Here is a 25,433-nt window from a genome sequence, read left to right as displayed (position 1 = left end):
CATGAACATAGGAACCGCCGCAGAAAAGTCCGGCCTGCCGCCGAAGACCATCCGATACTACGAAGACATCGGTCTTCTTAGGCCTGATCGTGCCGACAACGGGTACAGGGATTATTCGACGGCCGACGTGCATCGCCTGCGCTTCCTGCAGCGGTCCCGAAGCCTTGGCTTCTCTGTGGAGGAATGCCGACAGCTCCTTTCGCTCTACCGCGACAAGGAGCGCGAGAGCGCGGATGTGAAGGCCATAGCGGAAGCCAAGCTCGCTGAAATAGACCGGAAACTTGCGGAACTCGCCGGACTGCGGGACATGCTTCGGCATCTGGCCAACCATTGCAACGGCGATGACCGACCTGATTGCCCGATCATCGACGGGCTTGCTGGACACGGCACGGTTCAGTGAGGCGCGTCCCCATCATTGCAGCAGTCCTTGTTATCGCCGGGATCGCCGCCGGGACGGCGCTCCCGAAGACAGCCGTCGCCCCAGTCGTCGCCGAGCGCCAGGCGTCGATGAAGGCGATGGCGAGCGCCGCCAAGACCATCTCCGAAATTTTTGCCGGCAAGGTGGCCTACGATGCCGCAGCCTTCAAGGCGGCAACCGAAACCATTCGCCGCCGGTCCGGAAGTGCCATGGTAGACGCATTTCCAGCGGACTCGCTTGGTGAACCCTCGGCCGCTAAGGCGGATATCGGTCAGTCCCAAGAAGAATTCGCCGCGCTCGCTCGCCATCTCGAAAGCCTGGCTGCGGCGCTGTCAGATGCGGCTGACGATGCGCCCGAAGGCATTACGGAAGCCATGAGGATGAAACCCGGAATGGCAATGGGCAGCAGCCTGCTCGGAAAACGGGCTGGCGGCGCGGCCGATTCCGATCCTTCGAAGATCCCAGCCGAACACGTATTCCATCTGATGCTGCAGAACTGCACGAACTGCCACGCCAAGTTCAGGGAGAAACGGCAGTAGGCAAGGCATCGACTTCACCCGATGCCGGACTAGGTGACATTGACGACAATCGACAGGAATCCTGCAATGTTCGTACAGCCCGTCGACTACTTCCTCGCAGTCTGGTTCGTTCTGGCGGGCCTGAGCACGGCCTATGTTGCGTGGGACCAGTTCCGCAACAACCCCGAACCCGTGGTGATGAAATGGGGTTTCATCCTGGTCACGCTTTATATGGGGCCGCTGGGACTGCTGATTTACGTGCTGGCCGACAAGGAGCCTCGGCCAGGCGAACATGAGGCGTTCACCAAACCGCTCTGGAAGCAAGGCGTCGGCTCGACGATCCACTGTGTCGCCGGAGACGCCACCGGCATCATCCTCGCGGCGGCAATCACCGCCGCTCTTGGGCTGCCGATGTGGATCGATCTTGTTGTCGAGTACGTTGCCGGTTTCGCATTCGGCCTGTTCATCTTCCAGTCGCTGTTCATGAAATCGATGATGGGCGGCACCTACTGGGACAATGTCCGCAAGAGCTTCATGCCGGAATTCATCAGCATGAATTTCATGATGGCGGGCATGGCGCCGATCATGAGCTTCCTGATGATGGGCAGCGACATGCGGGCCATGGAACCGACCGAGCTCCTGTTCTGGGGCGTGATGTCGTTCGGCGTGATCGTTGGATTCGTCACCGCATATCCCGCCAACGTATGGATGGTGGCCCGTGGACTGAAGCACGGGCTGATGACCGAACGCGAACCGGAGTTCGACAAGGCAAGGGGAGGCAGGCGCGAGCACGCACATAGCGGCGCGAAAGCCGGGATGGTGGGGCACCACGCTTACGCGCGCCTCGATGAACAAGCCAAGCCCAGACATGCCAACCCAGGCGGCAATCCCGGGCCTGGCCATCATGGATCCGGCCATGGCTCCTCCCACGGCGATGGGGGAGGAGGGTCGCGTGGTTCGCATGGCGGTCACGACGGTATGGAACCGGATGCAACTGTGCCGCAACTCGCGGCCTTCGGCGGCGTGTCCGTACTCGCGCTGGCGCTCGGCATGATCGCTCCGGCCAACTGGGTGAACCTCGCCCTCAGCGCGCGAGACGTAGGCGGCGCCATTATGCCGCCCGGCATGATCATGGACCGCGACACGCCGGCTGCAGCGATGCTGGACATGGCCGCCGTGCATCCTCGCCTGATCACGGCCAGCCATGGTCTGGAGGTTCGCGGCGACCGGGAACTGGAAGCCAGGATGGAGAACGGGGTAAAGGTGTTCGACCTGGAAACCTCGGTCATCCGCTGGGCGATCCTGGCGAACGTGAAAGTCGACGCCTATGCGATCAACGGGCAGGTTCCCGGCCCGCGGCTGCATATCCGGCAAGGCGACCGTGTGCGCATCAATGTGACGAATCGCCTGCCGGAGAGTACGACCATCCATTGGCACGGGTTGATCCTGCCGAACGAAATGGACGGCCCGGCCGAGATCACGCAGGAGCCGATCCCGCCCGGCGGCAGCTACCGATACGAATTTACGGCAGGGCAATCGGGAACCTACTTCTATCACTCGCATGACCATGTCGATCGCCAGCAGGCGCTCGGACTCTACGGCGCACTCATCATCGATCCCGCCAATCCCCAGGATGAGATTGCGGCAGACCACGACTATGTTATCCAGCTTCAGGAATGGCTGATGCGGGAGGGCCTGACTTTTCCGTCGATGCCGATGGACGGCGGGCAGCCGAATTATTTCACCATCAACGGCCGCGCCTATCCTTCGACGGACACGATCAGGATGAAGGTCGGCGAAACTCTGAAAGTGCGCTTCATCGGCACCAATAATGGGTTTATCCACCCGATGCACATCCACGGCGGTCCATTCGAAGTTGTCGCCCGCGACGGCGAGACTATCCCGCAGTCGGCACGATTCCTTGCCGACACAGTCAACGTCGGACCAGGGCAACGCTACGATGTCGTCTGGCAGGCACGTCGGCCCGGAAAATGGCTGATCCATTGCCATATCGGGCATCATACGACCAACAACAATGTCGAAGAGAAGGGCGGTGGCGGACTGATGGTCGTAATCGATGTGCAACCCTGAAGCCCGCTCCGCAAGGCGAAACGTAGATGGATATCCTTGCCATCTACGGCGGCCTGTTTGCTATTGCCTTCGCTGCGGCGACCATTCTCCCGGCGCAGTCGGAGGCCGCCCTTGCAGGGCTCCTCGCCATGGATTCCTTCTCGCCCGCAATGCTGGTTCTTGTCGCCAGCCTGGGCAACGTCCTGGGTTCTGTGGTGAACTGGGGTCTTGGTCGAGGGATCGAACGCTTCCGGGACAGGCCCTGGTTTCCGCTGCGCCCAGCGACGCTCGACCGCGCCACGAACTGGTATCGCCGTTATGGTAGATGGTCGCTCTTGTTAAGCTGGATGCCGATCGTCGGCGACCCGCTGACCGTGGTCGCTGGGGCTTTGCGCGAGCCGCTATGGAGCTTTGTCGCAATCGTCGGCGTCGCGAAGGTTTCGCGTTATCTGGTTATCGCCGGAGCGGTGCTGGGCCTGATGTGAAATCGAAATCGCGGACATCGCAGCAGGCGTTGCGTTCACTTTTGGTTGCAATGCAACAAAGCGGCCGCGGCGACCTTGACAAATCAGACGAACAATTGTCGGAAGGGTGCGATGAGGACTCTTGGTCGAACTACGATCCTAGGAAGCATACCGCTCCGAGCAATGCTGGCGGTCGTGTTCCTGGTCATGTCGGCTCTTCAGCCTGGTCTGTTCGCTGCAGCCAATGCCACGGGTTTTCATGCCGGGGCGGATATTCAGGCCGGGGTGGATCTCCAGGCCGAGACACCCGCACACGATATGGGCCATCACGGCGCAACGGCGGACGACGCGGACACGTCAGAGCATCATCACGGCGACAAGCAATCCTCTGACAAGAGGTGTGAAGTCCATTGCGCGCCGGCAAATGCGGTGCCGGTCGACTGCCCTGACTTGGAGCATGTTGTCTCCCGCTGCTTTGCGCCCGTCGTTGCCGTCACTTTGCCGCTTGGCGAATACACAGCGCTCATAAGGCCACCCAAACATCTGAACTGACGCGCCCTTTCGGGGCGTTCGCGCGCAGCGTCGGGAATCCGTTCCCGCGCGGCCAAACGCATACGTCAAGCTTCAGGTCTACAATGAAAATCGCAAGCTTCGCGATGCTCGCATCGCTGTTAATTGCAGGATGTGCGGCAACCACGCCGCCGGACATCCTTCCCGCCTTCAATCCGGCCGATCCAGCAATGGGCGTCCGTGATACGCACTACCACCCGGCCGTCGTCGATTATCGCCACCGGGAGCCAGTCGACCCGCAGAATTGGCGGCGTCTCAATGAAGAACGCTCCTCTGCGAACCCGGGAGCCGGATCATGAAGCGCCGGCCCTTGACCATGGCTGCGGTGGTAACGATCCCGCTGATCGCTGCCGGATGCACGACCAGCGCCGCCCTCGATGGCATCTCAGCCCCCATGGCCGGCTTCACGACAGTCGCGGCACGTGCCGAATCCGTGACCGGCAAGCAAACCGTATGGGTGCAGTCCAGAGTGGATGCGCGGACGGTCTCGGAGCGCGTGAAGCGCCTCGTCCAGAAGAAGACGATCGGTCCGGATACCGCGGTGCAGGTCGCCTTGCTCAACAACAAGGCCCTGCAGGCCGCCTACGCCGAGATCGGCCTGTCGGCGGCCGACATGTGGCAGGAAACAATGTTCGTCAATCCGACAATCTCGATCGGCATGATCGGCGTCGATCCTGTGCGGACTATTGAAGGAGCGGTGGTCAGCAACATCCTTGCGCTGGCGACCCATAAGGGGCGCGTCGCAGTCGCAGATGCACGTTTCCGTCAGGCGCAGCTTCGCGCCGCCGAAGAAACGCTGCGACTGGCCGCGGACACGCGGCGGGCCTGGATCAATGCTGTCTCGGCCTGGGAGAGCGTTTCCTATCTGAACAAGGCGCAAGCCGCCGCCGATGCTGCCTCCGAACTCGCTCAAAGGCTTGGAGAGACGGGCGCCTTCACAAAGACCGGCCAAGCCCGCGAACACGTCTTCTATGCCGAAATCACCGGTCAGGCGGCGGAGGCGCGGCTCGCCGCCCGCACCGCCAAGGAAGAACTCACCCGTCTGATGGGTCTATGGGGGCCGGACGTCGATTACTCGGTTCCCAATATGCTTCCAGCCTTGCCCAAAGGCGCCAAGGCCAAACGCGCGATCGAGGCGGAGGCACTAAAAAATCGCGTCGACCTTGAGATCGCGAAACTCGAGCTGGAGGCGCTGGCGAAATCCTACGGTCTGACCGAGGCGACGCGCTACGTCAGCGATCTGGAACTGCTTTCCGGCGTGGAGGTGGAACGCGAGGAGGCGGAGGAGGGCGGAACGGAGACGAGTGTCTCACCCACTCTCGAGCTCGAATTCGTCATTCCGATCTTCGACACCGGCAAGGCACGCATGCGCAAGGCCGAGCTTGCCTATATGCAAGCTGCAAACCGGATGGCGGAAAAGGCGGTCAACATCCGGTCGGAGGCTAGATCGGCCTATGACGCCTACCGTTCGACCTACGACATTGCTCGGCACTATCGGAACAATGTCGTGCCGCTGCGAACAAAGATCGAGGCGGAGTCGCTCCTCACCTACAACGGCATGATCACCAACACGTTCGAGCTGCTGGCGGACACACGCGCGAAAATCAGCTCGATCATGCTTTCCCTCAACGCCAAGCGCAATTTCTGGCTGGCCGACGTCAATCTCGGGACCGCCATCCACGGTGGCGGCGCAGGCTCGCCCGGCGGCGGCGACGCACCGGCAGCAGCCGAAGCGGGCGCCGAAGGCCACTGAACCTCAAGGAGAAGAAAATGCTTTCAAGACGTCAATTGCTTGGCGCGGGAGCCCTGCTCGCCGGCGCCACTGCATGGACCAAAACGTCCGCGATGGGGCTGCCCGACGCTGCAATCATGGAGTCCCCCGACATGCAGCCTCCGATCTTCCCAACGAGCGGACCGGACTACCAGCCGGTCGTGACGCTCAACGGCTGGACCCTTCCGCATCGCATGAACAACGGCGTGAAGGAGTTCCACCTCGTGGCCGAGCCGGTCGAGCGCGAGATGTCGCCCGGCATGACTGCCTATCTCTGGGGCTACAATGGTCAATCGCCCGGCCCGACCATAGAGGCGGTCGAGGGCGATCGAGTCCGCATCTTCGTAACAAACAAACTGCCGGAGCACACGACGATCCATTGGCACGGCATGATCCTGCCCAACGGCATGGACGGAGTGACCGGTCTAACCCAGCCCGGCATCCCGCCCGGCAAGACCTTCGTCTACGAGTTCGACCTCGTGAAGAGCGGCACATTCATGTACCACCCGCACGCCGACGAAATGGTCCAGATGGCCATGGGCATGATGGGCTTCTTCGTCATTCATCCCAAAGACCCGAAGTTCATGCGCGTGGACCGCGATTTCGTATTCCTGCTGAACGCCTTCGACATCGAACCGGGGTCGTACGTCCCGCGCATCATGGAGATGACGGATTTCAATCTCTGGGCATGGAACAGCCGCGTTTTTCCGGGGATCAGCCATCTTCCAGTGGCGAAAAACGACCGGGTCAGGGTCCGGGTGGGCAACCTGACCATGACCAATCATCCGATCCACATGCATGGCTACGATTTCGAGGTGACCTGCACCGATGGCGGCTGGGTCCGCCCGGAGGCGCGGTGGCCGGAGGTGTCGATCGACATCCCCGTCGGCGCCATGCGGGCATATGAGTTCGAAGCCAAATATGAGGGCGACTGGGCAATCCATTGCCATAAGTCGCACCACACAATGAACGCGATGGGCCACGACGTGCCCACGTACATCGGCGTCGACAACTCAAAAGTCACCGACAAAATCCGCCGGGTCCAGCCCGATTACATGGCCATGGGTGACCGCGGCATGGCCGACATGGGCGAGATGGAGATGCCGCTTCCCGACAACACGATCCCGATGATGACCGGCTGGGGCCAATTCGGCGCCATCGAGATGGGCGGCATGTTCTCGGTCGTGAAGGTTCGCGAGGGCCTCGCCTCGAACGATTATGCCGATCCGGGCTGGTACCAGCACCCGGAGGGAACCGTGGCTTACGAGTGGAAGGGGGATGTCCCCGCTCCGACGAAATCAGGCGACGCAAAAACGATGGCCCCGGCAGCGCACGGCGGTCACGGCAAACAGGGATGAGAACCGAAACCCCTCAACCTCAACCATGAGAGAAAGTGCAGCATGAAACATATAATCGCAGCGACCGTTTTGATGGCGGTCAGTTCTGGAGCAGCTCTTGCCGGTGGAACCCACGCTGGAGGCCATGGCGACAAAGCCGCCACGATGCCGATCGGCAGCCCTGGCGAGGCTGGCAAGGCAAAGCGGACCATCAACATCTCAATGTCGGAGAAGGACGACGGAAAAATGTTGTTCCAGCCGGCCGTGCTCAAGGTGAAGAAGGGCGAGACCGTTCGCCTGGAGTTCGTCAACAAGGGCCAAGTCGACCACGAATTCGTCATGGACGTCCATGACGGGATCATGGAGCACAAGGCGCTGATGGAGAAATTCCCCGAGATGGAGCACGCCGATCCCAATTCGATCCGGCTGGCGCCCGGCGCCAGAGGCGAGATCATCTGGACGTTCGCCAACGCCGGCGAATTCGGCTTCGCCTGCCTGATCCCGGGTCACTACGATTCCGGCATGAAGGGCGACATCAGCGTCGCTCACTAACCCTCAAACCCGCAAAGGAAGCAGCCATGAAACTATTGGTAAAGGCACTATCGACCCTGGCCCTCGCGCTCGCCATCGGCGGGAGCGCGCTCGCACAGGAATACGTTAAAGGCGAAGTCGTCAAAATCGACGCTAAGCAGAAGAAGCTGACAATCAAACATGAGCCGCTGGCGAATCTCGACATGCCCGCTATGACGATGGTGTTCGTCGTCGCGGAGGACGCCATGCTCGATAAAGTCAAAACGGGTCAGGCGATAGAGTTCACAGCCGATCGCGTGAACGGGCGCATCACGGTCACGGAAATCAAGTAGGCGAGGTGCGTGGATGGCAGGCCGTCGGAAAACGTCGGCCCGCCATCGCGAGTGGCTGCCAAGATCCTTTTGGGGATGCCGCACTGTCGACCGCGCTACGATCGTTCTATCGGGACGATCGATGACCCCTGTGGCCCTCGAAACCAAGGATGCGGTCCACGTCGATAGGTTCACCTAATTTCGAAATCGAGCTGAGTACCTATGACATCCAGCAATCGCGCTCGAACGGAGATCGATGTTCTCATTTCGGAGGTCGAGCAGCGCAACGAACTGCGCACCGCGCTTTGGCGGTTCGTGGCCTTGTTCGTGTTCGCGCTCTCCGTCGCGCTTGAACCGGATATCGTCAATCACGAGATCCACCTCACGCTGCTGAGCGCCTATGCCGCGATCACCTTTCTAGCTGTAGGCCTGGTGATTACGAGGTTATTCCGCCCATGGCTAAACTGGATTTATGTTGCAGTAGACGCGTCGCTCGTCATCTATCTGACCGCCGAGCACCTCCTTGACTCCGCCTCTTCCTTGGTCGATGCGCTGGCAACGCCAAGCCTCGCGATCGCGTTTGTGCTTCTTTCACACGCGAGCATGCGCATGCGCGCGGGGCCGGTTGCCGCCTTCGCACTCATCGTTATTCTTGGCTCCTCGGCGGTTGTCTTGATGCCGATTTGGGAGGACGGTTTTGGAGCCGTCTTCCGCCTCTCTTCGGAAGAAACTCAGGCAGCGGGGGTTCGGCTTGTGGCTTTCACCGTCGTCGCGGCGATCCAGATCGTTCTGGTATTGGACATCCGGCGGCTGGTGCAAGAAGCGGTCGCAAGTTCTAGCGAGCGGGCGAACTTGACCCGCTTCTTTGCTCCCGAGACGGCTGAGCGCTTGGCAACGGAGGGTGCGAATCTTGGTCTTCGCCGCCAGGAAGCGGCGATACTGTTCGTCGATATCCGAGGCTTCACGAGGCTCTCGGAGACGATGCCGCTGGAGGAGATAGCATCCCTCCTCACCGAATACAGGCGGCGGGTGACGCAGGCGGTATCGGGATGTGATGGGGTCGTGGACAAATTCATCGGCGATGGCGTCATGGCTGTATTCGGCTTTCCTTTGCCGCTCGCGACCGCTGCGCTCCGAGCGTTCGAATGCGCGGTCGAGTTGTCCAACTTTCTCGATGTGTGGAGCGAGATCAGGATGCGCGACGGCGAGGAACCCCTCAGTTTCGCGATCGGCGTTCACTACGGCCACGTGATCGGGGGCGTCATACCGGGAGAACATCATAGCGAATACACCGTTATCGGCGATTCGGTAAATCTGGCCGCCAGGCTTCAGGCGATGTGCAAGCTAACGGACGCTCGCATCGTCATCTCGGATGAACTCGCCTGCAAACTGCCGCGGCATTGGAGGACGCCTGAGTGGCAAACGCAGAGGGCTGCAACCGTCCCGGGCCGATCTGAAACCGTCGACGTCCATCTGCTGCCAACGCAGGCGTCAAGGATACAAAGTTACCAATCGCAGGGTCCCGATCGGAACGCTACACGGCCGGCCGATGCGCCGCGCGCCGTGCGACCTGTCACGGCGACGGTCAGGCCAGAAACCCGGTCGGCCGCATCAGGGGTATAAGCCGCTATTATCAGTTGAAGATCGGACGATCCGGTGACCTCACATTCACGGGTATCAAGACGAGGGGACCGCACAAAATGTCATCCAGAGATATTCTTTCCAATCGTCATGTAAGGCTCGGCTCAGAGGCATCACCATTGGATATTTTCGCGTGCCTACACTCACATACGCCGGATAATTACAGCGAACGCGCGCACGATGCCTGCCGGTATCTTCATACCTGATGGCGCCGCTCGCGTCCGTTTCGACTAAACCGATGGCAACGTCATAGTCGCCATCTTGCGAGACGCTATTGTTCAGGACGCTGAGCTGAACCGAGGTGGCATCCGGAAAATTGGCAGTGTAAAAGACCAGTTGCTCCGCCGCCATCGAGGGCGTAGCCATCAACACGCCGGCAAAAAATGCAATGGCGCGCATCTCCTCCTCCCGAGGATCCAAGACGATGCTATCATCTCTCGCGTCGATATTCGATTCGATTCTACTCTCCGGCAGTGGGCCGCGCCCATGACATCGCGTTTGTAGCGAACGGCTTGTGCGCCGTTCACAAGAAGGTCACAAATCCCGGAAACACTATCGTCCGGTGGCTCCCTATGCCAAAATGTGGTCGATGACGAACTTGTTCGGTTTCGGAAGAATGCTCTTACTGCTGGCCGTATTCGGGCTGGCCTTTGCACCCTTGGGAGCTTCGCCCTCGAGTGCCGCTGTCGCCGGGCCAGCTTTATCGATCATGCAAGACAACATGCCTTGCTGCCCGGATGGCAAGCCAATGGTGCCGGACTGCGGCAAGGATTGCCCGTTGGCCGTTTTGTGCGTGTCGGGGATGGTCAGCGCCCCGCTTGCCGAAGCGCACTCCTTCTTTCTCCTTGCGCCGGTCGGCGACGACTTCCTGAACGGCAAAGACCTGATCCTACCCTCGCTTATCGGCGAACCGCCCCCGCGACCACCCAAAGCCTGACTGGCAAATAGGCGCGTTTAGCGCCGCGACCCGTGCAGAGGAAGGCCGCATGGGCCGTTCGCATGACGTTGTCATGCTCGCGCCGTGCGCAAGCGCGGAACACTGTCAGTCGGAAACATTGATCATGAAGTCGAAACTCGCATTTCGCACCGCGATGCTTGCGCTTGCATCCGTCACTGTCGCTTCCCAAGCGGCCAAAGCAGCGCAAGAGGACTACGAATTCCAGCTCGTTGAGAACGAGATCAAGGAAGGGGGCGGCACCATCGTCGCCGTTAGGCTCCTCGACAAGAGGACAGGCGCTCCGGTGGCCAACGCCGTCGTGTTCGCCACCAGAATGGACATGGCTCCGGACGGAATGGAGGCGATGAGCACGCCCGTCGAGGCGCTGCCGCCCGAGGAGCCCGGCATCTATCGCCTCAAGACCAACCTCACGATGGCGGGCGGCTGGCGATTCTCGCTTGCCGCCAAGGTCCAGGGCGAGACCGAGACGGTCGAGCGCCGCCTGGAATTCAAGGCCGTCCAATGAAAAGGTTCGGCTCATTCCTGACCCTCGCCGTATTGACGGCAGGGGCGGGCGCCGGCGGATACTCGGCCGGACAACATGATCTATCCGTCTCGGACATCGTGCAAATGATCGAGACGACCATCGGGCGCCCGCTCAACGCGGAACCGAAGCCGGCGACTGCCGATCCGGCTCCCTCTGGTCACGTCATCTACTACCGCCATCCCGACGGAGATCCCGCCTATTCGTCGACACCAAAGCGCACCGAAGATGGCCGGGATTTCGTGGCGGTTCTGGCAAGCGAGGATGTGAGCTTCGAGTTTCGCCCCGAGATGAAGGTAGGCGGCGAAGCGGTGGCGCCGAGCAACCGGAAGATCCTCTACTACCGCAATCCCATGGGCCTGCCGGACACGTCTCCTGTGCCGAAGAAGGATTCCATGGGGATGTACTACATTCCCGTCTTCGAAGGTGAAGCGGATGACGGCTCGACCGTCAAAGTCTCGCCAGGAAAGCTGCAACGGACAGGCGTGAAGACAGCGCTGGCCACCAGAGGCGCGATCAAACGTCCGGTCCGGGTCCCCGGCACAGTCACGCTGGACGAGCGCCGCGTCAGCGTCGTCTCGACTCGCACCGAGGCTTTCCTTGAGGAAGTGGCTGACGTGACGACTGGAACGGCGATTGAAAAAGGCCAGCCGCTGGTGCGGTTCTACGCCAAGGAGATCGCCGCGGCAGGTGCGCTTTATGCCGCCGACCTGAAGGGCGACGCGCGTGGAGGCGCGGTCGCAGGCAGCCTACAGCGTCTGGAAAATCTCGGCGTCCCTGCGGAAGCGATTGCTGAGATCGAGAAGACGAAGAAGGTGCCGATCTCGGTTACGCTGATGGCGCCCCGCAGCGGCGTTGTCCTGGAGCGCTTGGCCGTCGACGGCATGATGGCGGAGGCAGGCCAGACCCTGTTCCGGATCGCCGATGTTTCGACCCTCTGGGTAATGGCCGATGTGCCGGAATACGAGTTGAGTTCGGTTCGTATCGGGGACAAGGCGACCGTCCGCATCCGCAGCCTTCCGGGCAAGGTGTTCGAAGGCAAGGTCGGTCTGATCTACCCTGAAATCCAGGGGCAGACCCGGACCGCGAGGATTCGCATAGAACTCCCCAATCCCGGGGGGCTGCTGCTTGCCAACATGTATGCCGAGGTGGAGATCGCGACGGGCGGCACTGATCCTGTCGTGGCCGTGCCCGACAGCGCCGTCATCGACACGGGGGACCGCCAGGTTGTGATCGTCGACAAGGGCGAAGGCAGCTTTGAGCCGCGCGACGTGAAGATCGGTATGCGAGGCGACGGTATGGCCGAGATCATGGAGGGCCTTGCCGAAGGCGAAAAGGTCGTTGTCTCGGCTAACTTCCTGATCGATGCCGAAAGCAACCTGAAGGCCGCGCTCAGCGCGCTGACGCCTGCGGAGGCGCAGCCATGATCGCAAAGCTCATTGCCTGGTCGGCCCGAAATCTGATCCTCGTATTCTTCGCGACCGCACTTGCCGCTGCCGCGGGGGTCTATGCGGTCAAGACCTTGCCGCTGGATGCCATACCGGACCTCTCCGACGTCCAGGTCATCGTGTTCACCGATTATCCGGGCCAGGCCCCGCAGGTCGTCGAGGACCAGGTCACCTATCCGCTGACGACCTCTATGCTGACCGTGCCACGGTCGAAGGTGGTGCGCGGTTTCTCCTTCTTCGGCGTATCCTTCGTCTACGTGATCTTCGAGGACGGCACCGATCCCTATTGGGCGCGGAGCCGGGTGCTCGAATATCTGAACGCGGCCGCCAGCCGTCTGCCCGACGGCGTTTCTCCAGCACTCGGACCGGACGCGACAGGCGTCGGCTGGGTTTACCAGTACGCCGTCGTTGCCAAGGAATTGTCCCTCGCGGAACTCCGTTCCCTGCAGGACTGGGTGGTCCGCTTCGCAGTCTCGAAGGCAGAAGGGGTGTCCGAGGTCGCAAGCGTCGGCGGTTTCGTGAAGCAGTACTCGATCGTGATCGATCCCTCGCGGATGCGCGCTCAGGGCGTGACGCTTTCGGAAATCGGCGAAGCGGTTCGTACCAGCAACATGGACACGGGCGGCCGCACGGTCGAGATCTCCGAGTTCGAATTCATGGTGCGTGGACGCGGCTACCTAAAGAGTGCGTCCGACATCGAAAGCATCGCGTTGAAGTCGGTCAGCGGCGTGCCGCTCAGGCTCGGCGACGTCGCCAAGGTCGAGATTGTGCCTGACGAGCGCCGCGGCATCGCCGAACTGAACGGCGAGGGCGAGGTCGCGAGCGGCATCGTGCTGCAGCGGGTCGGCGCGAACGCGCTCACCGTCATCGAGAACGCCAAGGAAAGTCTCGCTGAGATCGAAAGGAGCCTGCCTGAAGGTACCGAGATCGTGCCCGTCTACGATCGTTCAAAGCTCATCGAGGCTGCGATCGAGACTCTGAAGTCGACGCTGGTGGAGGAGAGCATCGTGGTAGCCCTCGTCACCATCGTGTTCCTGCTTCATGTGAGGAGCGCATTGGTCGCCATCATCATGCTGCCCGTCGGCATCCTGATGGCTTTTGCCGCTATGAAGCTGCTTGGCCTCGGCTCCAATATCATGAGCCTCGGTGGCATCGCTATCGCCATCGGGGCGATGATCGACGCGGCGATCGTCATGATCGAGAACGCGCACAAGCACCTGGAACGGGCGCCTCCGGGCAAGCCCCGCATCGAGGTTTTGATCAAGGCTGCAGCCGAGGTCGGGCCAGCGCTGTTCTTCAGCCTGCTCATCATCACCGTCTCGTTCCTGCCGATATTCACGCTTGAAAGCCAGGAAGGCCGTCTGTTCGGTCCGCTCGCCTTCACCAAAACCTTCGCCATGGCGGCCGCAGCGCTGCTCTCGGTGACACTGGTGCCCGCTCTGATGGTGATGCTGGTGCGCGGCCGCATCGTGCCGGAGCACAGAAATCCGCTCAACAGGCTGCTTATCGGGCTCTACCGGCCGATCATTGCCAGTGTGCTGAGGGCAAAGACGCTCACGATCCTGCTCGCCATTGTCGCCCTTGGAGTGACGGTTTGGCCCGCGCGCCAGCTCGGCAGCGAGTTCATGCCGAACCTCGACGAGGGAACGTTGATGTACATGCCGACGACCTTGCCGGGAATTTCGGTCACGAAGGCGGCCGAACTGATGCAGATGCAGGACCGGATTATAAAATCCTTCCCCGAGGTGGAATCCGTCTTCGGCAAGGCCGGCCGGGCGCAGACCGCGACCGACCCTGCGCCGACCGAGATGTTCGAGACCATCATCAATCTCAAGCCGAAATCGGAGTGGCGGCCAGGGGTCACGTCGGAAAGTCTGAAAACCGAGATGGACACCGCGCTGCAGTTTCCGGGTGTGTCGAATGCCTGGACGATGCCGATCCGCGCCCGCATCGACATGCTGTCGACGGGCATACGCACGCCCGTCGGGGTCAAGGTCTACGGCACCGACCTCGGCGAGATGGAAAATGTCGCGCGCCAGATCGAGGCGGTACTCAGGGCGGTGCCGGGCACGTCGAGCGCTTATGCCGAGCGGGTGATCGGCGGTTACTATCTCGACATCGTGCCCGACCGGGCAGCCCTCGGACGCTACGGCCTGTCGATCGGCGACGTGCAGGACGTGATCTCCATGGCGCTCGGCGCAAAGGTGATCACGTCCACGGTCGAAGGCCGCGAACGCTATGGCGTCGCCATGCGCTATCCACGCGCGCTGAGAAGCGATCCCGGTGCGATCGCCCGCGACGTGCAGATCGCACTGCCTGGCGGCGGCTTCGTACCTCTCGGAGAGGTGGCCAAGGTCGAACTCACGCGCGGCGCGACCTCGATCCGCACCGAGAACGGGCAGCTCGCAGTCTACATCTTCGTCGACATCGCTGGCCGTGATCTCGGCGGCTATGTCAACGAGGCGCAACAGGCCGTCGCCGCCGAGGTAAAACTGCCGCCCGGTTATTCGGTCGCCTGGAGCGGGCAGTTCGAATATCTCGAACGTGCCCAGGCACGGCTGAAAATCGTCGTGCCGCTGACGCTCGCGCTGATCTTCCTGCTGCTCTATCTCAACTTCCGGGCGCTGACCGAGACGCTGATCGTCATGCTGTCGCTGCCATTCGCAATCGTCGGCGGCATTTGGATGATGTGGTGGCTGGGCTTCAACATGTCGGTCGCGGTCGCGGTGGGCTTCATCGCGCTCGCCGGCGTGGCCGCCGAAACCGGGGTCATCATGCTGATCTATCTGGACAACGCGTGGAGCGAGGCGAAGGCCAGATGTGTGGCCGGGAAGCGGAGTTTGACCAAGATGGACCTGAACGAGGCGATCATGTTCGGCGCCGTCGAGCGCGTACGCCCGAAGATGATGACGGTGGTCGCCATTATGGCGGGCTTGCTGCCCATCCTGTGGAGCACGGGCACCGGATCGGAGGTCATGCAGCGGATTGCCGTGCCCATGATCGGCGGCATGATTTCTTCAACGATCCTGACGCTGGTGGTGATTCCGGCCGTCTACGGCATCGTCAAGGGCTGGCGGTTGCCGAGCCGGAGTGCGGTCGAGGAGCCAAGAGCAGACGGTCGGCTGAAGTTGGCCGCGGAATAGGAGCGAAAAATGATGGACCAGATGATGTCGGGCGGCATGTGGGGCATGGGCGTAGCAGGCTTCATCCTCCTCGCTCTGGTCGTTCTCGCGATCGCCGCCTTGATCAAGTTCCTGTTTTTCAGATGACAATCGCGGCAACCAAGGCGCGCGGTCTGAACCGGGCGCCCTCAGACGAGGCTTCTAGGCCGCCATTTTCCGGCAGCTCGCTGCGCAGCTGCGGCAGGCCTCGACGCATTCCTGCATGTCGCCAATGCGCTCGCAGTCATCCGCACATTCGTTGCAGATCTCGGCGCATTCGTCACAGGTATGCTTGTGGTGCTCGGAACCGATGAGCATGAAATGCGCCGATGTCCGGCAGATTTCGGCGCACGCCATCATCAACGTGAAGTGTTGTTTTTCGGTGTGTTGGCCGCCCAGTTCCAGGCAGTGGCCCATCGCGGTCGAAAGGCACACGGAATAGCAGCGCAGGCATTCGTCGATGCAGCTTTTCATTTCGGGGCTAAGGTGATGCATGGGGGTGTCCTTTCTTCGATTCGAGGAGCGCGCTACAGGCGCCTCCTAACGATCACTTTGCGTTGGTTCTCAAGCCACTGCTTGAACTCGGCGATTTGGGAAATTGATGGTCGTGGTCCAGCGCGTTGGCGCTCCAGACAGAAGCAAACCGACAGCGAAGCAGATGAAAAAAGCTGCCTTCGCCCGCCGAAGTATCCGCAAGAGTGCAATGCATGACATGCTGCGTAACGGAAGCGCGAAAACTTTGTTCCGATGCGGCGGGCGCGGGTGTCGACGGAGCGGCTGCTTCTAACGCTGCGGAGCCGTCGACCCCTCATGCTGCTTCCGCCACCCGTACGGGGTCAGGCCCCGCGGCTTGTATAGCGATAGCGCCGCAGGCACGAGCAACACGAGCAGCCCTCCCGCGGCGTGGATCACAGGTGATATCCTCAGTTCCCGAAGATCAACCCTGGAAAACGTCGTCTCTGCTGCGATGTCTGACAGATAGCCAATCAGATTCAGCTGAAGCAGCAGGACGACGGTGACAAGAATATTCAGCAGAAGCTTCGCCACGACCCAGTAGTGCCGGAACAGGCCCCAATTGGTGCCCAGCGACACGACAAGCCCGGTGACCAATGAGGCGAGAACCAACGGGACGATGACATACCAGGCGGTCAACTCCATCGCGAGATAGGCTGCGCGCACCATCTGCGAATCCTTGGCTGCCAGGCCGGCGACGGCGAGAGCCAGGAAGCCTGCGACTGCGCCGAGCGTGCCGACAGAGGACGTGACATGCGCAGTGAGGGCTAACTTGCGAACGCCGGGTGCCATAATCATCGTTGTTGCACGCCGGTTTCTGTAACGCCGGAGGACGGCATGTGCCGGCCGGGACCGTGGGGCCCGCCGATACCGGTGAAGACCACAGCGACAACCAGCAGGACCAGAATGATCGCGACGATCCCCGACACTTTCACCCAGCGCGGTGCGCCGGGGTAGGGGGGCAGGTCGGCCATGTCCGTTCCTCTATCGTCTGTATCGACATATAATGGCGCTCGATTTTATCGAGACGCAATGTCTATATCATGCCACGATGTCTCTTATCTCGACAAAGCTGCCACGTCAGGTATGTTGGGGTGATGCCGAAGCTATGGAATGAAACCATCGATGCGCACCGTCGGGCGGTGCGCGATGCGACCCTCGATGCCACCGCGGCGCTGGTGGCCAAGCATGGACTGCTGTCGGTGACGATGTCACAGATCGCCGAGGAGACGGGAATCGGTCGTGCGACGCTGTACAAGTACTACCCCGACGTTGAAGCGATCCTCGTCGCCTGGCATGAACGTCAGGTCGCCGGCCACCTCGAACATCTGATTGCCATCCGGGATGAGGCTGGCACCGCTGGCGAGAAGCTCAAAGCTGTGCTCGAGGCCTACGCGTTCATTTCTCACGAGCACCACAGCACCGAACTCGCGGCGCGCCTGCATCGAGGCGAGCACGTCGCCCAGGCGCAGCAGCAGCTCAGCAATTTCATCCGGGACCTGCTCGCTGAGGGTGCAAAGACCGGCGGCTTCCGGGATGATGTCGCGCCCGGCGAGCTTGCAATCTTTTGCCTCCACGCTCTCGCAGCGGCCAGCAACCTGCCATCCAAAGCAGCGGTCCGCCGGCTCGTTGCGGTCACTCTGGCCGGGTTGCGGCCTCTATGCGCCAGCCACAGGTGAACGTGGAGCCGTCATCACATTGCCTCACGCCACGCGCTCCATGCTGACCATACGCACGAGGAATTGCGTAGGAGTTAGCTAATGCAGGATCTGGGCCAGAAATAGCTTGCTGCGCTCGTGGTGCGGGCTCGAGAAGAACTCGGCCGGTGTGTTGATCTCGACGATTTCACCCTGGTCCATGAAGACGACACGGTCGGCCACCTGTCGGGCGAAGCCCATCTCGTGGCTAACACACAACATGGTCATGCCCTCTTCGGCCAGCGAAACCATGGTGTCGAGCACTTCCTTGACCATTTCAGGGTCGAGCGCCGAGGTGGGCTCGTCGAACAGCATGATCTTCGGGCTCATGCAAAGCGAGCGCGCGATGGCCACCCGCTGCTGCTGGCCGCCTGAAAGCTGCCCGGGATATTTGTGCGCCTGATCCGGGATTTTCACGCGATCGAGATAGTGCATGGCGACCTGCTCGGCTTCCTTGCGGCGCATATTGCGCACCCAGATCGGCGCCAGCGTCAGGTTTTCCAAAATGGTCAGGTGCGGGAACAGATTGAAGTGCTGGAACACCATGCCGACATCGCGGCGGATTTCATCGATCTTGTTCAGGTCGCCGGTCAGTTCAATACCGTCCACGACGATGCGGCCCTGCTGGTGCTCTTCCAGTCTGTTGATGCAGCGGATCATGGTGGATTTGCCTGAACCAGACGGTCCGCAGATCACCAGTTTTTCACCGCGCTGGATGGTGAGATTTATATTTTTCAAGACGTGGAAGGCCCCGTACCACTTGTTCACGCCGACCATCTCGACGGCGGTGGGATCGTTTGTCATGGGCAGGGATGGAACGTGCCGGATGGCAGATACGGAAGTCGACATTGCAGCATTCCTAGTGAGCGGCCGGGCCCCGCCGCTCCAGGAAATCGGCGAAGCGGGCGAAGGAGAAGGACAGCGCAAAGAAGATCGCGCCAATGAAGAGAAAGGTCTCGGCGGCCGGCGACGGCCATTCGGGGTCGGCCAGTGCAGCCTTGCCTGAACTGATCAGGTCGAACAGCCCGATGACCAGGACAAGGCTCGTATTCTTGATCATAACGATGATGGTGTTGGCGAGCGCAGGGATCACCACCCGGATGGCTTGGGGCAGGATGACGAGACGTTGTGTGCGCCAAAAGGGCAGGCCGAGCGACGCTGCTGCCTCATACTGCCCGTTCGGGATGGCCTGCAGGCCGCCGCGGATCACTTCGGCGAGATAGGCAGCCGCGAAGATGGTGAGCGCGACAAGCGCGCGCACGAATTTGTCGGGCAGCAGCGCCTCGGGCAGGAACAGCGGCATCATGATCGACGCCACGAACAAGATGGACAGCAATGGCAGTCCACGCACGGATTCGATCAGCACCACCGCGCCGACCCGGACGGCCGGCAGCGTCGAGCGCCTAGCCAGCGCGAGCAGGATGCCGACCGGAAAGGCGATGCCGATGGCGACGACGGTCAAAATCAGCGTCACCGGCAGGCCGCCCCAGGATGAAGTCGGCACTTCGGCCAGTCCGAAGCCTCCCCCCATCAACCAGAAGATCAAAGCGAACGCCGCCACCCAGAGCGCCAGCAGTCGTGACGTCCAGCTCGCCGGACGCACCGACCAGCCGAGCAGCGCCAGAATGAGCAGGCAAACAATGGCTGGGCGCCAGCGTTCGTCGAACGGATAGATGCCGAACAGAAGTTGACCGGATTTGGCATAAATGAAGCTCCAGCAGGCTCCAGTGGCCGCTCGGCAGGCATTCGGGTCGGGGTCGAAGAGCACCGCATCGATCACCAGCCAGCGCAGCATGGGCGGCACGGTGACGAACAGCAGCGCGCCGAACAGCAGCGTGAGCGCGGCGTTGAGCGGTGTGCCGAACAACAGCTTGGCTAGGCGCCGCAGGCCGGCGAACCGGAAATGGTCCGGCGTTGCCTCGGAGGACATGGGAAGAGACATGGCCATGGTCACCGCTCCACGATGGCGATGCGGCGGTTGTACCAGTTGGCCGCGCTCGACAGGGTAAGATTGAGGGCGAGATAGGCGCCGAGGATGATGAAGACGCCTTCGATCGAGTGGCTGGATTTGCTGATGATGGTATTCATCACCGCGAGGAAGTCCGGGTAGCCGACGGCGATCGCCAGCGTCGAATTCTTGACGACATTGATGTACTGGCTGTTGAGCGGCGGGACGATCACCCGCAGCATCTGCGGGATGACAACCAGCCGCAGGATCTTGCCACGTGACAGGCCGAGAGAATGGCCGGCGTCCCACTGGCCACGACCGACCGACAAAACACCGCCGCGTACGATCTCGGCCACGAAACCGGTGGTGTAGATCGTGAGGCCGATGAGGATGGTGCTGAGCTCGGGCGTCAGTTCACCGCCGCCCTGGAAGTTCGAACCCGTGAAGACCGGGAAATCGACGGCGAAGCGAATATCGGCGAGCCACAGTCCCACGACGCCGGCAGCCAGGATCGCCGGCACAACCAAGGGCGGCAAGCGACCACTCCGGGCGAGACCGTAGCTGAGCGCGGCGAGCGTCAGGGCGAACAGGATGATCAGCGCGCCTGTCATGCCGATGTCGATGCTGATGGCCGGCACGACGAAGCCGCGCATGGATGCGTAGACACCGGGCAGCGGATTCAGTGCTTCGCCGACCGGCGGCAGCACCTTCCACCACAACGAATAGAGGAAAATCAAAAGGACGATCGGCGGTGAGTTGCGGGCTATTTCAACCCAGACCCGGCAGGTACCCGCTGCCAGGGGATTGCTGCTCAGCCGGGTGATGCCGACGACGAGGCCAAGGGCGGAGGAGAAGAAGATGACAAGAGCGGAAATGAAGACCGTGTTGGCCAGCCCGACAACGATCGCCCAATAGTAGGGATCGCGCGATTTATAGGTGAGGATGGCCTCGGAAATGATGATCCTGGACGGCATCGTCAGGAAATCGAAGCCAATCGGGATACCGCGCGCCCTTAGATTGGCGAAGGTGGTCGAGACCAGCAGCGCAGCGAAAGCGATGACGGTCGTCACCAACACGCCTTGAATGATGATCGATCTGGTCTTGGCTTCGCTTAGCATACCGGCCTCGGTTCATCAGTTGAAGGGAGGGGCGCGCGCTCGGCACGCCCCGACCAAGGCTCAATCCCATGGGAAGGGATAGTTGAGACCGCCGTCTTTCCACAGCGCATTCATGCCGCGTTCGACCTTGAGCGTGCTGTCCTTGCCCAGGTTCCGGTCCCAGATTTCGGCATAATTGCCCATCTGCTTGATGACGTTGTAGGCCCATTTGTCGTCCAGCCCGAGCGGCGCGCCAAAGCCGGGCTCTTCGCCAAGCACCCGTTTGATCTCCGGATTGCCCGCAGCGAGCTTTTCATCGACGTTCTGCGCGGTGATGCCGTTCGCTTCGGCCCAGAACAGGGCGTTCATTGTCCAGCGCACCACGTCGAAGAGCTGGTCGTCGCCGCGCGCGACAGCCACGCCATTGGGTTCAGCGGCGTGGCCGACCTTGAGGATGTCGTAGTCGTCCGGATTCTTGGCCACCGAGGCACGCTGGCCTGCCGCGGCGGTGCCGTCGGTTACGTAGGAGTCGCAACGACCACCGAAGAAAGCGTCGCGCGCCTGAATGGTCGAGTCGTAGTAGACCTTCTTCATGGAAATCCCAAATTCGTCCTCGGTTTCCTCAATGGCCTTTTCGGTCAGGGAGCCGCCGCCCTGCAGGCAGACGGTCTTGCCGTCGAGCAGTTTCGGCTCAGTGATGTTGTCGGCCTTGCGCACCAGCACACCGTCCGTGTCGTAGAGGTTGATCCAGACGAAACGGACAACCGTATCCCGGGTAAATGTGATGGTGGATGTGCGCGACAGGATGTCGATCTCACCCGTCTGCAGTGCCGGGAAACGTTGGCCGGCGTTGAGCGGAACGTAGCGGATTTTGTCCTTGTCGCCGAGGATGGCGACCGCGAAAGTGCGGCAGATGTCGGAATCGAAACCGCGATAATAACCTTTCTCATCCGGTCGGGAGAGGCCCGGAACGCCCTGGCTAGCGCCGCAGCTGACATAACCGCGTTCCTTGATCTTGTTGACAACGGCCTGTGCCGCCACGTCACTGATGCCGGAAACCACGCCGGCTAGCCCGATTGCCACACTGGCGAGCCACTTTAAACTTCTGCGTTTCATCTTCATTCCCCTTGTTGTTGAGGTTCTTGTTATTCGGCAGCCTTGGCACCGGCCAAGGCAGCTCCGTTCCGCCGGGCTTCGGCAAAAAGGTCGAAGGCTTGGGAAAGATCGGCCAGCAGGTCGTCCAATGCCTCGAGGCCGATCGACAGGCGCCAGACGGGACCTGGCTTCAGCCAGTCGAGGCTTGCCCGGTTTTTTCGCGGATCGCTAACGGCGATCAAAGAATGCACGCCACCCCAGCTCGCGCCGAGCCTGAACAGGCGCATGCGACCGAGAACCTTTGATTGGAGCGAGGCCAGTTCCGGCCGCAGTACGAAGGAAAACATACCTGCCGAACCGGCAAAGTCGCGTTTCCAGGCGGCGTGGCCGGGATGGTCCGGTAGGCTCGGGTGAAGGAGCTGGGCGATTTCGGTCCGCACCGACAGCCACTCCAAGATGCTGCGGGCTGTGGCGTCGGCGTGTCGCATGCGCACCGGCATGGTCATCAAGCCGCGCTCGCATAGCGCGCAGTCCTCTGGCGAAACGCCATAGCCGAGAAATCGCGCCGTATCCTTGAGGCGCCGGAAAAGAGCCTCATCACGCACGGCGAGCGAACCCATCAGCAGATCGCCATGGCCGCCGGCATGTTTGGAAAGCGCCTGCATAGAGATGTCGACGTTGTGGTCGAGCGGCTTGAACAGCAGGTGCGAGGCCCAGGTATTGTCCGCCGCCACCAATGCGCCTGCCTTGTGAGCTACTGCCACGATGGCCGGCACGTCCTGCACCTCCAAGGTGGACGAGCCCGGCGATTCCACCCACACCAGCCGTGTCGTGTCGTCAAGCAGCGCAGCTATTCCAGCGTCGAGCCGGGAATCGTAGGAAACGGCGTGGATGCCGAGCGGCCCCAGAAAACGGGCCATCATGTCGCGCGCCGGACCGTACAGTGTTTCAGGCATAAGCACCCGGTCGCCGCCACGGCAGGTGGCCATGGTCGCCAGCACGATGGCGGCCATGCCGGACGGGACGACAAGCGCGCGCGTCGCGTGCTCTAGCATGGCGATATGATCTTCCAACTGACGGCTGGTCGGCGTGCCGTAGAGCCCGTAGCTGAAGCCGTCATACAGACGCTCGACGCGACGTTCGAAGGATTCCAGATCGTCGAAGACGACGGTCGACGCACGCTCGACAGGCATCGCGAGCGACTGGAACGGCTCTTGCGAACGCTTGGGAGGATGGACATGGGAGGTGTCGTCGCGCTGGGTCATAGGCAACCATAGCCATCTCGCCCATTGCTATCTATGACCGCAACGATAAAGTTCATCCGTTTTTGATATGGCTTATCCATGAACCTGCACGACGTCGATGTCTTCAACGCAATCATGATCACGCGCGGCGCTGGCGCTGCCGCAACGCTGCTCGACACCTCGCAGCCAGCGATCAGCCGCTCGCTCGCGAAGTTGGAGGCCGAACTCGGCTTCAAGTTGTTCGACCGCATCCGCGGAAGGCTGGTACCCACGCGCGAAGGCGAACTTTTCCATGCCGAAGTGAAGGCTAATCTGGTCGGTCTCGACCGGCTGAAGCTGCGAGCGGCCCAGATCAAGGAAGTGGGCACGGGGACGATCCGTGTCGCCAGCTTGTCGGCACTGGGGCACGGGCTGGTGCCGCGCGCCATCGTGGCCTTTTCGCGCAAGCATCCGCAGGTGCGCATCAGTTATCAGGTGCGCACCTCCAATGTGGTGCGCGATCTGGTGGCGTCAGGCAGTTTCGACATCGGGCTCGCCGCTGACGAGGTGGACACGAGCGGTGTGCTCCACAGCGTCTTCAACACGCCGCGCGCGGTTTGCGTGATGCCGAAGAACCATCGACTGGCGGAGAAGGCGGTGATCACGCCAACCGATCTCGCCGACGAGCCGTTCCTGGCATTGTCACCGGAGGACACGGTGCGGGTTGCGATGGACCAAGTTTTCGCCGCGCAGGGCGTGCGCCCGCGCATCCTGATCGAGACCCCCTATGGCCTGACGATCGCCATTCTTGCTGCAAAAGGCATGGGAATCGGCCTGGTCAATCCGTCCGTTATCGCCGACCGCATGATCGCTGGCATTATCGCAATACCATTCGAGCCGGCGGTCCATTTCCGAGCGCTGATCCTGCGACCGCCAGACGGCATCAACTCGACTCTGATTGCCGATTTCACGGCGGAACTCTATGCCGCGCGCAATGTGCTGTCGGCCGAAGAGTAGGCAAGGGAGCACGTCCATAGTCGCGGCAGGCCCATACCTGTCCAGCATAAGATAAAACGAGTTCCTCGAGACCGTTAAAGTTGGCGGCTGGCCTGCGCGGTGCGCGACAGGGGGGACTTCCGCGCGGCCTGCAAACCCCGATCGCCGAAGTAGCCAATCACATATGCGTCAGCTGCGCTCCCATCCAATATTTGATCCACCAAGCCTAAGACGCTGAGAGCTTTCGTCGTAGTGCCCTTCTATCGACGGCCTTTGCGGCATTCCAGACAGGATCGACATCACCGCTCAGGGAGCGGGACCGAGGGGAGACTTGTCATCCGCCTTCTGACCTGTGAGAGGCTGTTTCGATCAATTCTTCCGGGCCTCGAACTGGAAGCGTGCGGGGACCGGTCGTTGGCCAAATCTCTGAACGGCTCGTTTCGGCGCAATGGCGCCGGGTGCATGTCTGTTCACGATGTTGCCGCCGACTCTACGATGAGAGCTTTGCAGGCCTAAGCGAGGGGAGGTGCTACGCTAGCTTACCACTGACTTCGATCGGAATCTCTGCTGTTTGCACCAATCCAGCTGAATGAATCGGATCGATGCATGGGGAAAAATCGCACGTCGGCGCGCAGTATCGCGCCCTGGCGTAGAAAAGGAAGTGACTCCCGGGCCGGACAAGTTCGACAAATCGAACCGGGTGCAAAAAGGCCAGAAAAGCGATCATTTACAAGCGTTTGATGTGACAACTTCCTCAAAGCGTCGCCCGCCTTAGTGTATCGCAATGGGTAGCAGCGGTGTATCTTCGGTCAAGCGTCATGAACAGCGTTACGACGATGCTATGCCGTCTAGGGGTCTGCCGCGTCGAACTCAATGGCAAATCCCGCGTCAATGGCGCTTCTCGCAATGAGATCGCCGATTTGCCAATCGGTCAGTTCGCAAAGTGGGAACATCTTCCTCACGGCGCTGATCACTTCGAATATCGAAACGCTCGGGTTTCGAACATGATCGATCAGGTACTGGACAATCGCTTTCCGAACATCCACTGAATTTGGCTTCTGCTCCAGCGCGGACATTTCCGGCCTACGCATGGAGCCGCATTTCTGAGCCGTCGACCGCTGTTGCGTCGAAAGCGACGGGAAC

Annotated in this window: 27 protein-coding genes; 16 read left to right on the top strand and 11 right to left on the bottom strand. The window is 61.2% G+C overall.

Features of this window, described 5'->3' with window-relative positions:
- Position 1: 1 nt before the first annotated feature.
- From cueR to AC0L2Z_RS24610, 11 genes are all read left to right on the top strand, one after another.
- Positions 2 to 400 (top strand): Cu(I)-responsive transcriptional regulator, encoded by a 399-nt coding sequence (gene cueR, locus AC0L2Z_RS24660; RefSeq protein ID WP_473629557.1) that lies wholly within the window; start codon positions 2 to 4, stop codon positions 398 to 400.
- Entirely contained in the window at positions 397 to 957 is a 561-nt protein-coding gene (locus AC0L2Z_RS24655; RefSeq protein ID WP_027151848.1) for a cytochrome c, read from the top strand. The genes cueR and AC0L2Z_RS24655 overlap by 4 nt, the downstream gene beginning before the upstream one ends.
- Positions 958 to 1,023: 66 nt before the next feature.
- Complete coding sequence (locus tag AC0L2Z_RS24650) at positions 1,024 to 3,027, top strand: multicopper oxidase domain-containing protein (protein ID WP_473629556.1); 2,004 nt, start codon at positions 1,024 to 1,026, stop codon at positions 3,025 to 3,027.
- 26 nt (positions 3,028 to 3,053) lie between these two features.
- Positions 3,054 to 3,491, top strand: coding sequence for a YqaA family protein (locus tag AC0L2Z_RS24645; RefSeq protein ID WP_473629555.1), 438 nt, complete (start codon positions 3,054 to 3,056; stop codon positions 3,489 to 3,491).
- Between the two features lie 162 nt (positions 3,492 to 3,653).
- Positions 3,654 to 4,022 (top strand): hypothetical protein, encoded by a 369-nt coding sequence (locus AC0L2Z_RS24640; RefSeq protein ID WP_473629554.1) that lies wholly within the window; start codon positions 3,654 to 3,656, stop codon positions 4,020 to 4,022.
- Positions 4,023 to 4,105: 83 nt separating this feature from the next.
- Positions 4,106 to 4,339, top strand: a complete 234-nt coding sequence (locus AC0L2Z_RS24635) for a hypothetical protein (protein ID WP_473550210.1) — start codon at positions 4,106 to 4,108, stop codon at positions 4,337 to 4,339.
- Positions 4,336 to 5,793 (top strand): TolC family protein, encoded by a 1,458-nt coding sequence (locus tag AC0L2Z_RS24630; RefSeq protein WP_473629553.1) that lies wholly within the window; start codon positions 4,336 to 4,338, stop codon positions 5,791 to 5,793. The genes AC0L2Z_RS24635 and AC0L2Z_RS24630 overlap by 4 nt, the downstream gene beginning before the upstream one ends.
- 17 nt (positions 5,794 to 5,810) lie before the next feature.
- Positions 5,811 to 7,169 carry a multicopper oxidase family protein gene (locus AC0L2Z_RS24625; RefSeq protein WP_128186672.1) on the top strand — a complete coding sequence of 453 codons (1,359 nt, stop codon included), beginning with the start codon at positions 5,811 to 5,813 and terminating at the stop codon, positions 7,167 to 7,169.
- 42 nt (positions 7,170 to 7,211) lie between these two features.
- Entirely contained in the window at positions 7,212 to 7,700 is a 489-nt protein-coding gene (locus AC0L2Z_RS24620; RefSeq protein ID WP_287249237.1) for a cupredoxin domain-containing protein, read from the top strand.
- Positions 7,701 to 7,726: 26 nt separating this feature from the next.
- Positions 7,727 to 8,011, top strand: coding sequence for a copper-binding protein (locus tag AC0L2Z_RS24615; RefSeq protein WP_287249236.1), 285 nt, complete (start codon positions 7,727 to 7,729; stop codon positions 8,009 to 8,011).
- A gap of 201 nt (positions 8,012 to 8,212) precedes the next feature.
- On the top strand, positions 8,213 to 9,613 hold the full coding sequence (locus AC0L2Z_RS24610; protein WP_473523197.1) for an adenylate/guanylate cyclase domain-containing protein: 1,401 nt from the start codon (positions 8,213 to 8,215) through the stop codon (positions 9,611 to 9,613).
- A 54-nt stretch (positions 9,614 to 9,667) separates the two neighbouring features.
- Here AC0L2Z_RS24610 and AC0L2Z_RS24605 read toward each other — a convergent pair whose 3' ends face one another.
- Positions 9,668 to 10,030, bottom strand: coding sequence for a hypothetical protein (locus AC0L2Z_RS24605; protein WP_473523198.1), 363 nt, complete (start codon positions 10,028 to 10,030; stop codon positions 9,668 to 9,670).
- A 171-nt stretch (positions 10,031 to 10,201) separates the two neighbouring features.
- Positions 10,202 to 10,510 carry a hypothetical protein gene (locus tag AC0L2Z_RS24600; RefSeq protein ID WP_287064511.1) on the bottom strand — a complete coding sequence of 103 codons (309 nt, stop codon included), beginning with the start codon at positions 10,508 to 10,510 and terminating at the stop codon, positions 10,202 to 10,204.
- A 182-nt stretch (positions 10,511 to 10,692) separates the two neighbouring features.
- On the opposite strand from AC0L2Z_RS24600, the gene AC0L2Z_RS24595 reads away from it, so the two are divergent.
- The 3 genes from AC0L2Z_RS24595 to AC0L2Z_RS24585 are packed head-to-tail and all read left to right on the top strand — an operon-like array spanning position 10,693 to position 15,703.
- Positions 10,693 to 11,094, top strand: coding sequence for a FixH family protein (locus AC0L2Z_RS24595; RefSeq protein ID WP_473629552.1), 402 nt, complete (start codon positions 10,693 to 10,695; stop codon positions 11,092 to 11,094).
- Positions 11,091 to 12,539 (top strand): efflux RND transporter periplasmic adaptor subunit, encoded by a 1,449-nt coding sequence (locus AC0L2Z_RS24590; protein WP_473523199.1) that lies wholly within the window; start codon positions 11,091 to 11,093, stop codon positions 12,537 to 12,539. Before AC0L2Z_RS24595 ends, AC0L2Z_RS24590 begins: the two co-directional genes overlap by 4 nt.
- Positions 12,536 to 15,703, top strand: a complete 3,168-nt coding sequence (locus AC0L2Z_RS24585; protein ID WP_473629551.1) for an efflux RND transporter permease subunit — start codon at positions 12,536 to 12,538, stop codon at positions 15,701 to 15,703. Before AC0L2Z_RS24590 ends, AC0L2Z_RS24585 begins: the two co-directional genes overlap by 4 nt.
- A gap of 180 nt (positions 15,704 to 15,883) precedes the next feature.
- On the opposite strand, the gene AC0L2Z_RS24580 is transcribed toward AC0L2Z_RS24585, so the two are convergent.
- From AC0L2Z_RS24580 to AC0L2Z_RS24570, 3 genes are all read right to left on the bottom strand, one after another.
- Entirely contained in the window at positions 15,884 to 16,216 is a 333-nt protein-coding gene (locus AC0L2Z_RS24580) for a four-helix bundle copper-binding protein (RefSeq protein ID WP_473629550.1), read from the bottom strand.
- 288 nt (positions 16,217 to 16,504) lie between these two features.
- On the bottom strand, positions 16,505 to 17,026 hold the full coding sequence (locus AC0L2Z_RS24575; RefSeq protein ID WP_473629549.1) for a hypothetical protein: 522 nt from the start codon (positions 17,024 to 17,026) through the stop codon (positions 16,505 to 16,507).
- A 2-nt stretch (positions 17,027 to 17,028) separates the two neighbouring features.
- Positions 17,029 to 17,208, bottom strand: a complete 180-nt coding sequence (locus tag AC0L2Z_RS24570; protein WP_023798529.1) for a hypothetical protein — start codon at positions 17,206 to 17,208, stop codon at positions 17,029 to 17,031.
- Between the two features lie 123 nt (positions 17,209 to 17,331).
- Between AC0L2Z_RS24570 and AC0L2Z_RS24565 the strand changes: the two genes are divergently transcribed.
- On the top strand, positions 17,332 to 17,913 hold the full coding sequence (locus tag AC0L2Z_RS24565) for a TetR/AcrR family transcriptional regulator (RefSeq protein WP_473629569.1): 582 nt from the start codon (positions 17,332 to 17,334) through the stop codon (positions 17,911 to 17,913).
- A gap of 78 nt (positions 17,914 to 17,991) precedes the next feature.
- On the opposite strand, the gene AC0L2Z_RS24560 is transcribed toward AC0L2Z_RS24565, so the two are convergent.
- From AC0L2Z_RS24560 to AC0L2Z_RS24540, 5 genes are read right to left on the bottom strand one after another with little or no spacing between them, the layout of a single operon-like run.
- On the bottom strand, positions 17,992 to 18,735 hold the full coding sequence (locus AC0L2Z_RS24560) for an amino acid ABC transporter ATP-binding protein (protein ID WP_287363498.1): 744 nt from the start codon (positions 18,733 to 18,735) through the stop codon (positions 17,992 to 17,994).
- Between the two features lie 55 nt (positions 18,736 to 18,790).
- Complete coding sequence (locus tag AC0L2Z_RS24555) at positions 18,791 to 19,879, bottom strand: amino acid ABC transporter permease (protein ID WP_287260334.1); 1,089 nt, start codon at positions 19,877 to 19,879, stop codon at positions 18,791 to 18,793.
- Between the two features lie 2 nt (positions 19,880 to 19,881).
- A complete protein-coding gene (locus AC0L2Z_RS24550; protein ID WP_128244945.1) occupies positions 19,882 to 20,997 on the bottom strand; it encodes an amino acid ABC transporter permease in 1,116 nt (371 codons plus the stop codon).
- Positions 20,998 to 21,057: 60 nt separating this feature from the next.
- Entirely contained in the window at positions 21,058 to 22,092 is a 1,035-nt protein-coding gene (locus AC0L2Z_RS24545; protein ID WP_128244946.1) for a transporter substrate-binding domain-containing protein, read from the bottom strand.
- A gap of 29 nt (positions 22,093 to 22,121) precedes the next feature.
- Positions 22,122 to 23,336: a trans-sulfuration enzyme family protein gene (locus AC0L2Z_RS24540; protein WP_128168205.1), complete on the bottom strand. Its 1,215-nt coding sequence runs from the start codon at positions 23,334 to 23,336 to the stop codon at positions 22,122 to 22,124.
- 78 nt (positions 23,337 to 23,414) lie between these two features.
- Here AC0L2Z_RS24540 and AC0L2Z_RS24535 point away from each other — a divergent pair, with 78 nt between their 5' ends.
- Positions 23,415 to 24,311, top strand: a complete 897-nt coding sequence (locus AC0L2Z_RS24535; protein ID WP_473629548.1) for a LysR family transcriptional regulator — start codon at positions 23,415 to 23,417, stop codon at positions 24,309 to 24,311.
- Positions 24,312 to 25,138: 827 nt separating this feature from the next.
- On the opposite strand, the gene AC0L2Z_RS24530 is transcribed toward AC0L2Z_RS24535, so the two are convergent.
- Positions 25,139 to 25,433 (bottom strand): hypothetical protein (locus AC0L2Z_RS24530; RefSeq protein ID WP_473629547.1); only part of this gene is annotated, 295 nt, incomplete at its 5' end.

The sequence above is a fragment of the Mesorhizobium sp. WSM4850 genome, from assembly GCF_055811735.1.
Note: the sequence above shows the minus strand (reverse complement) of the source record. Positions and strands in the feature narration are given on the sequence as shown.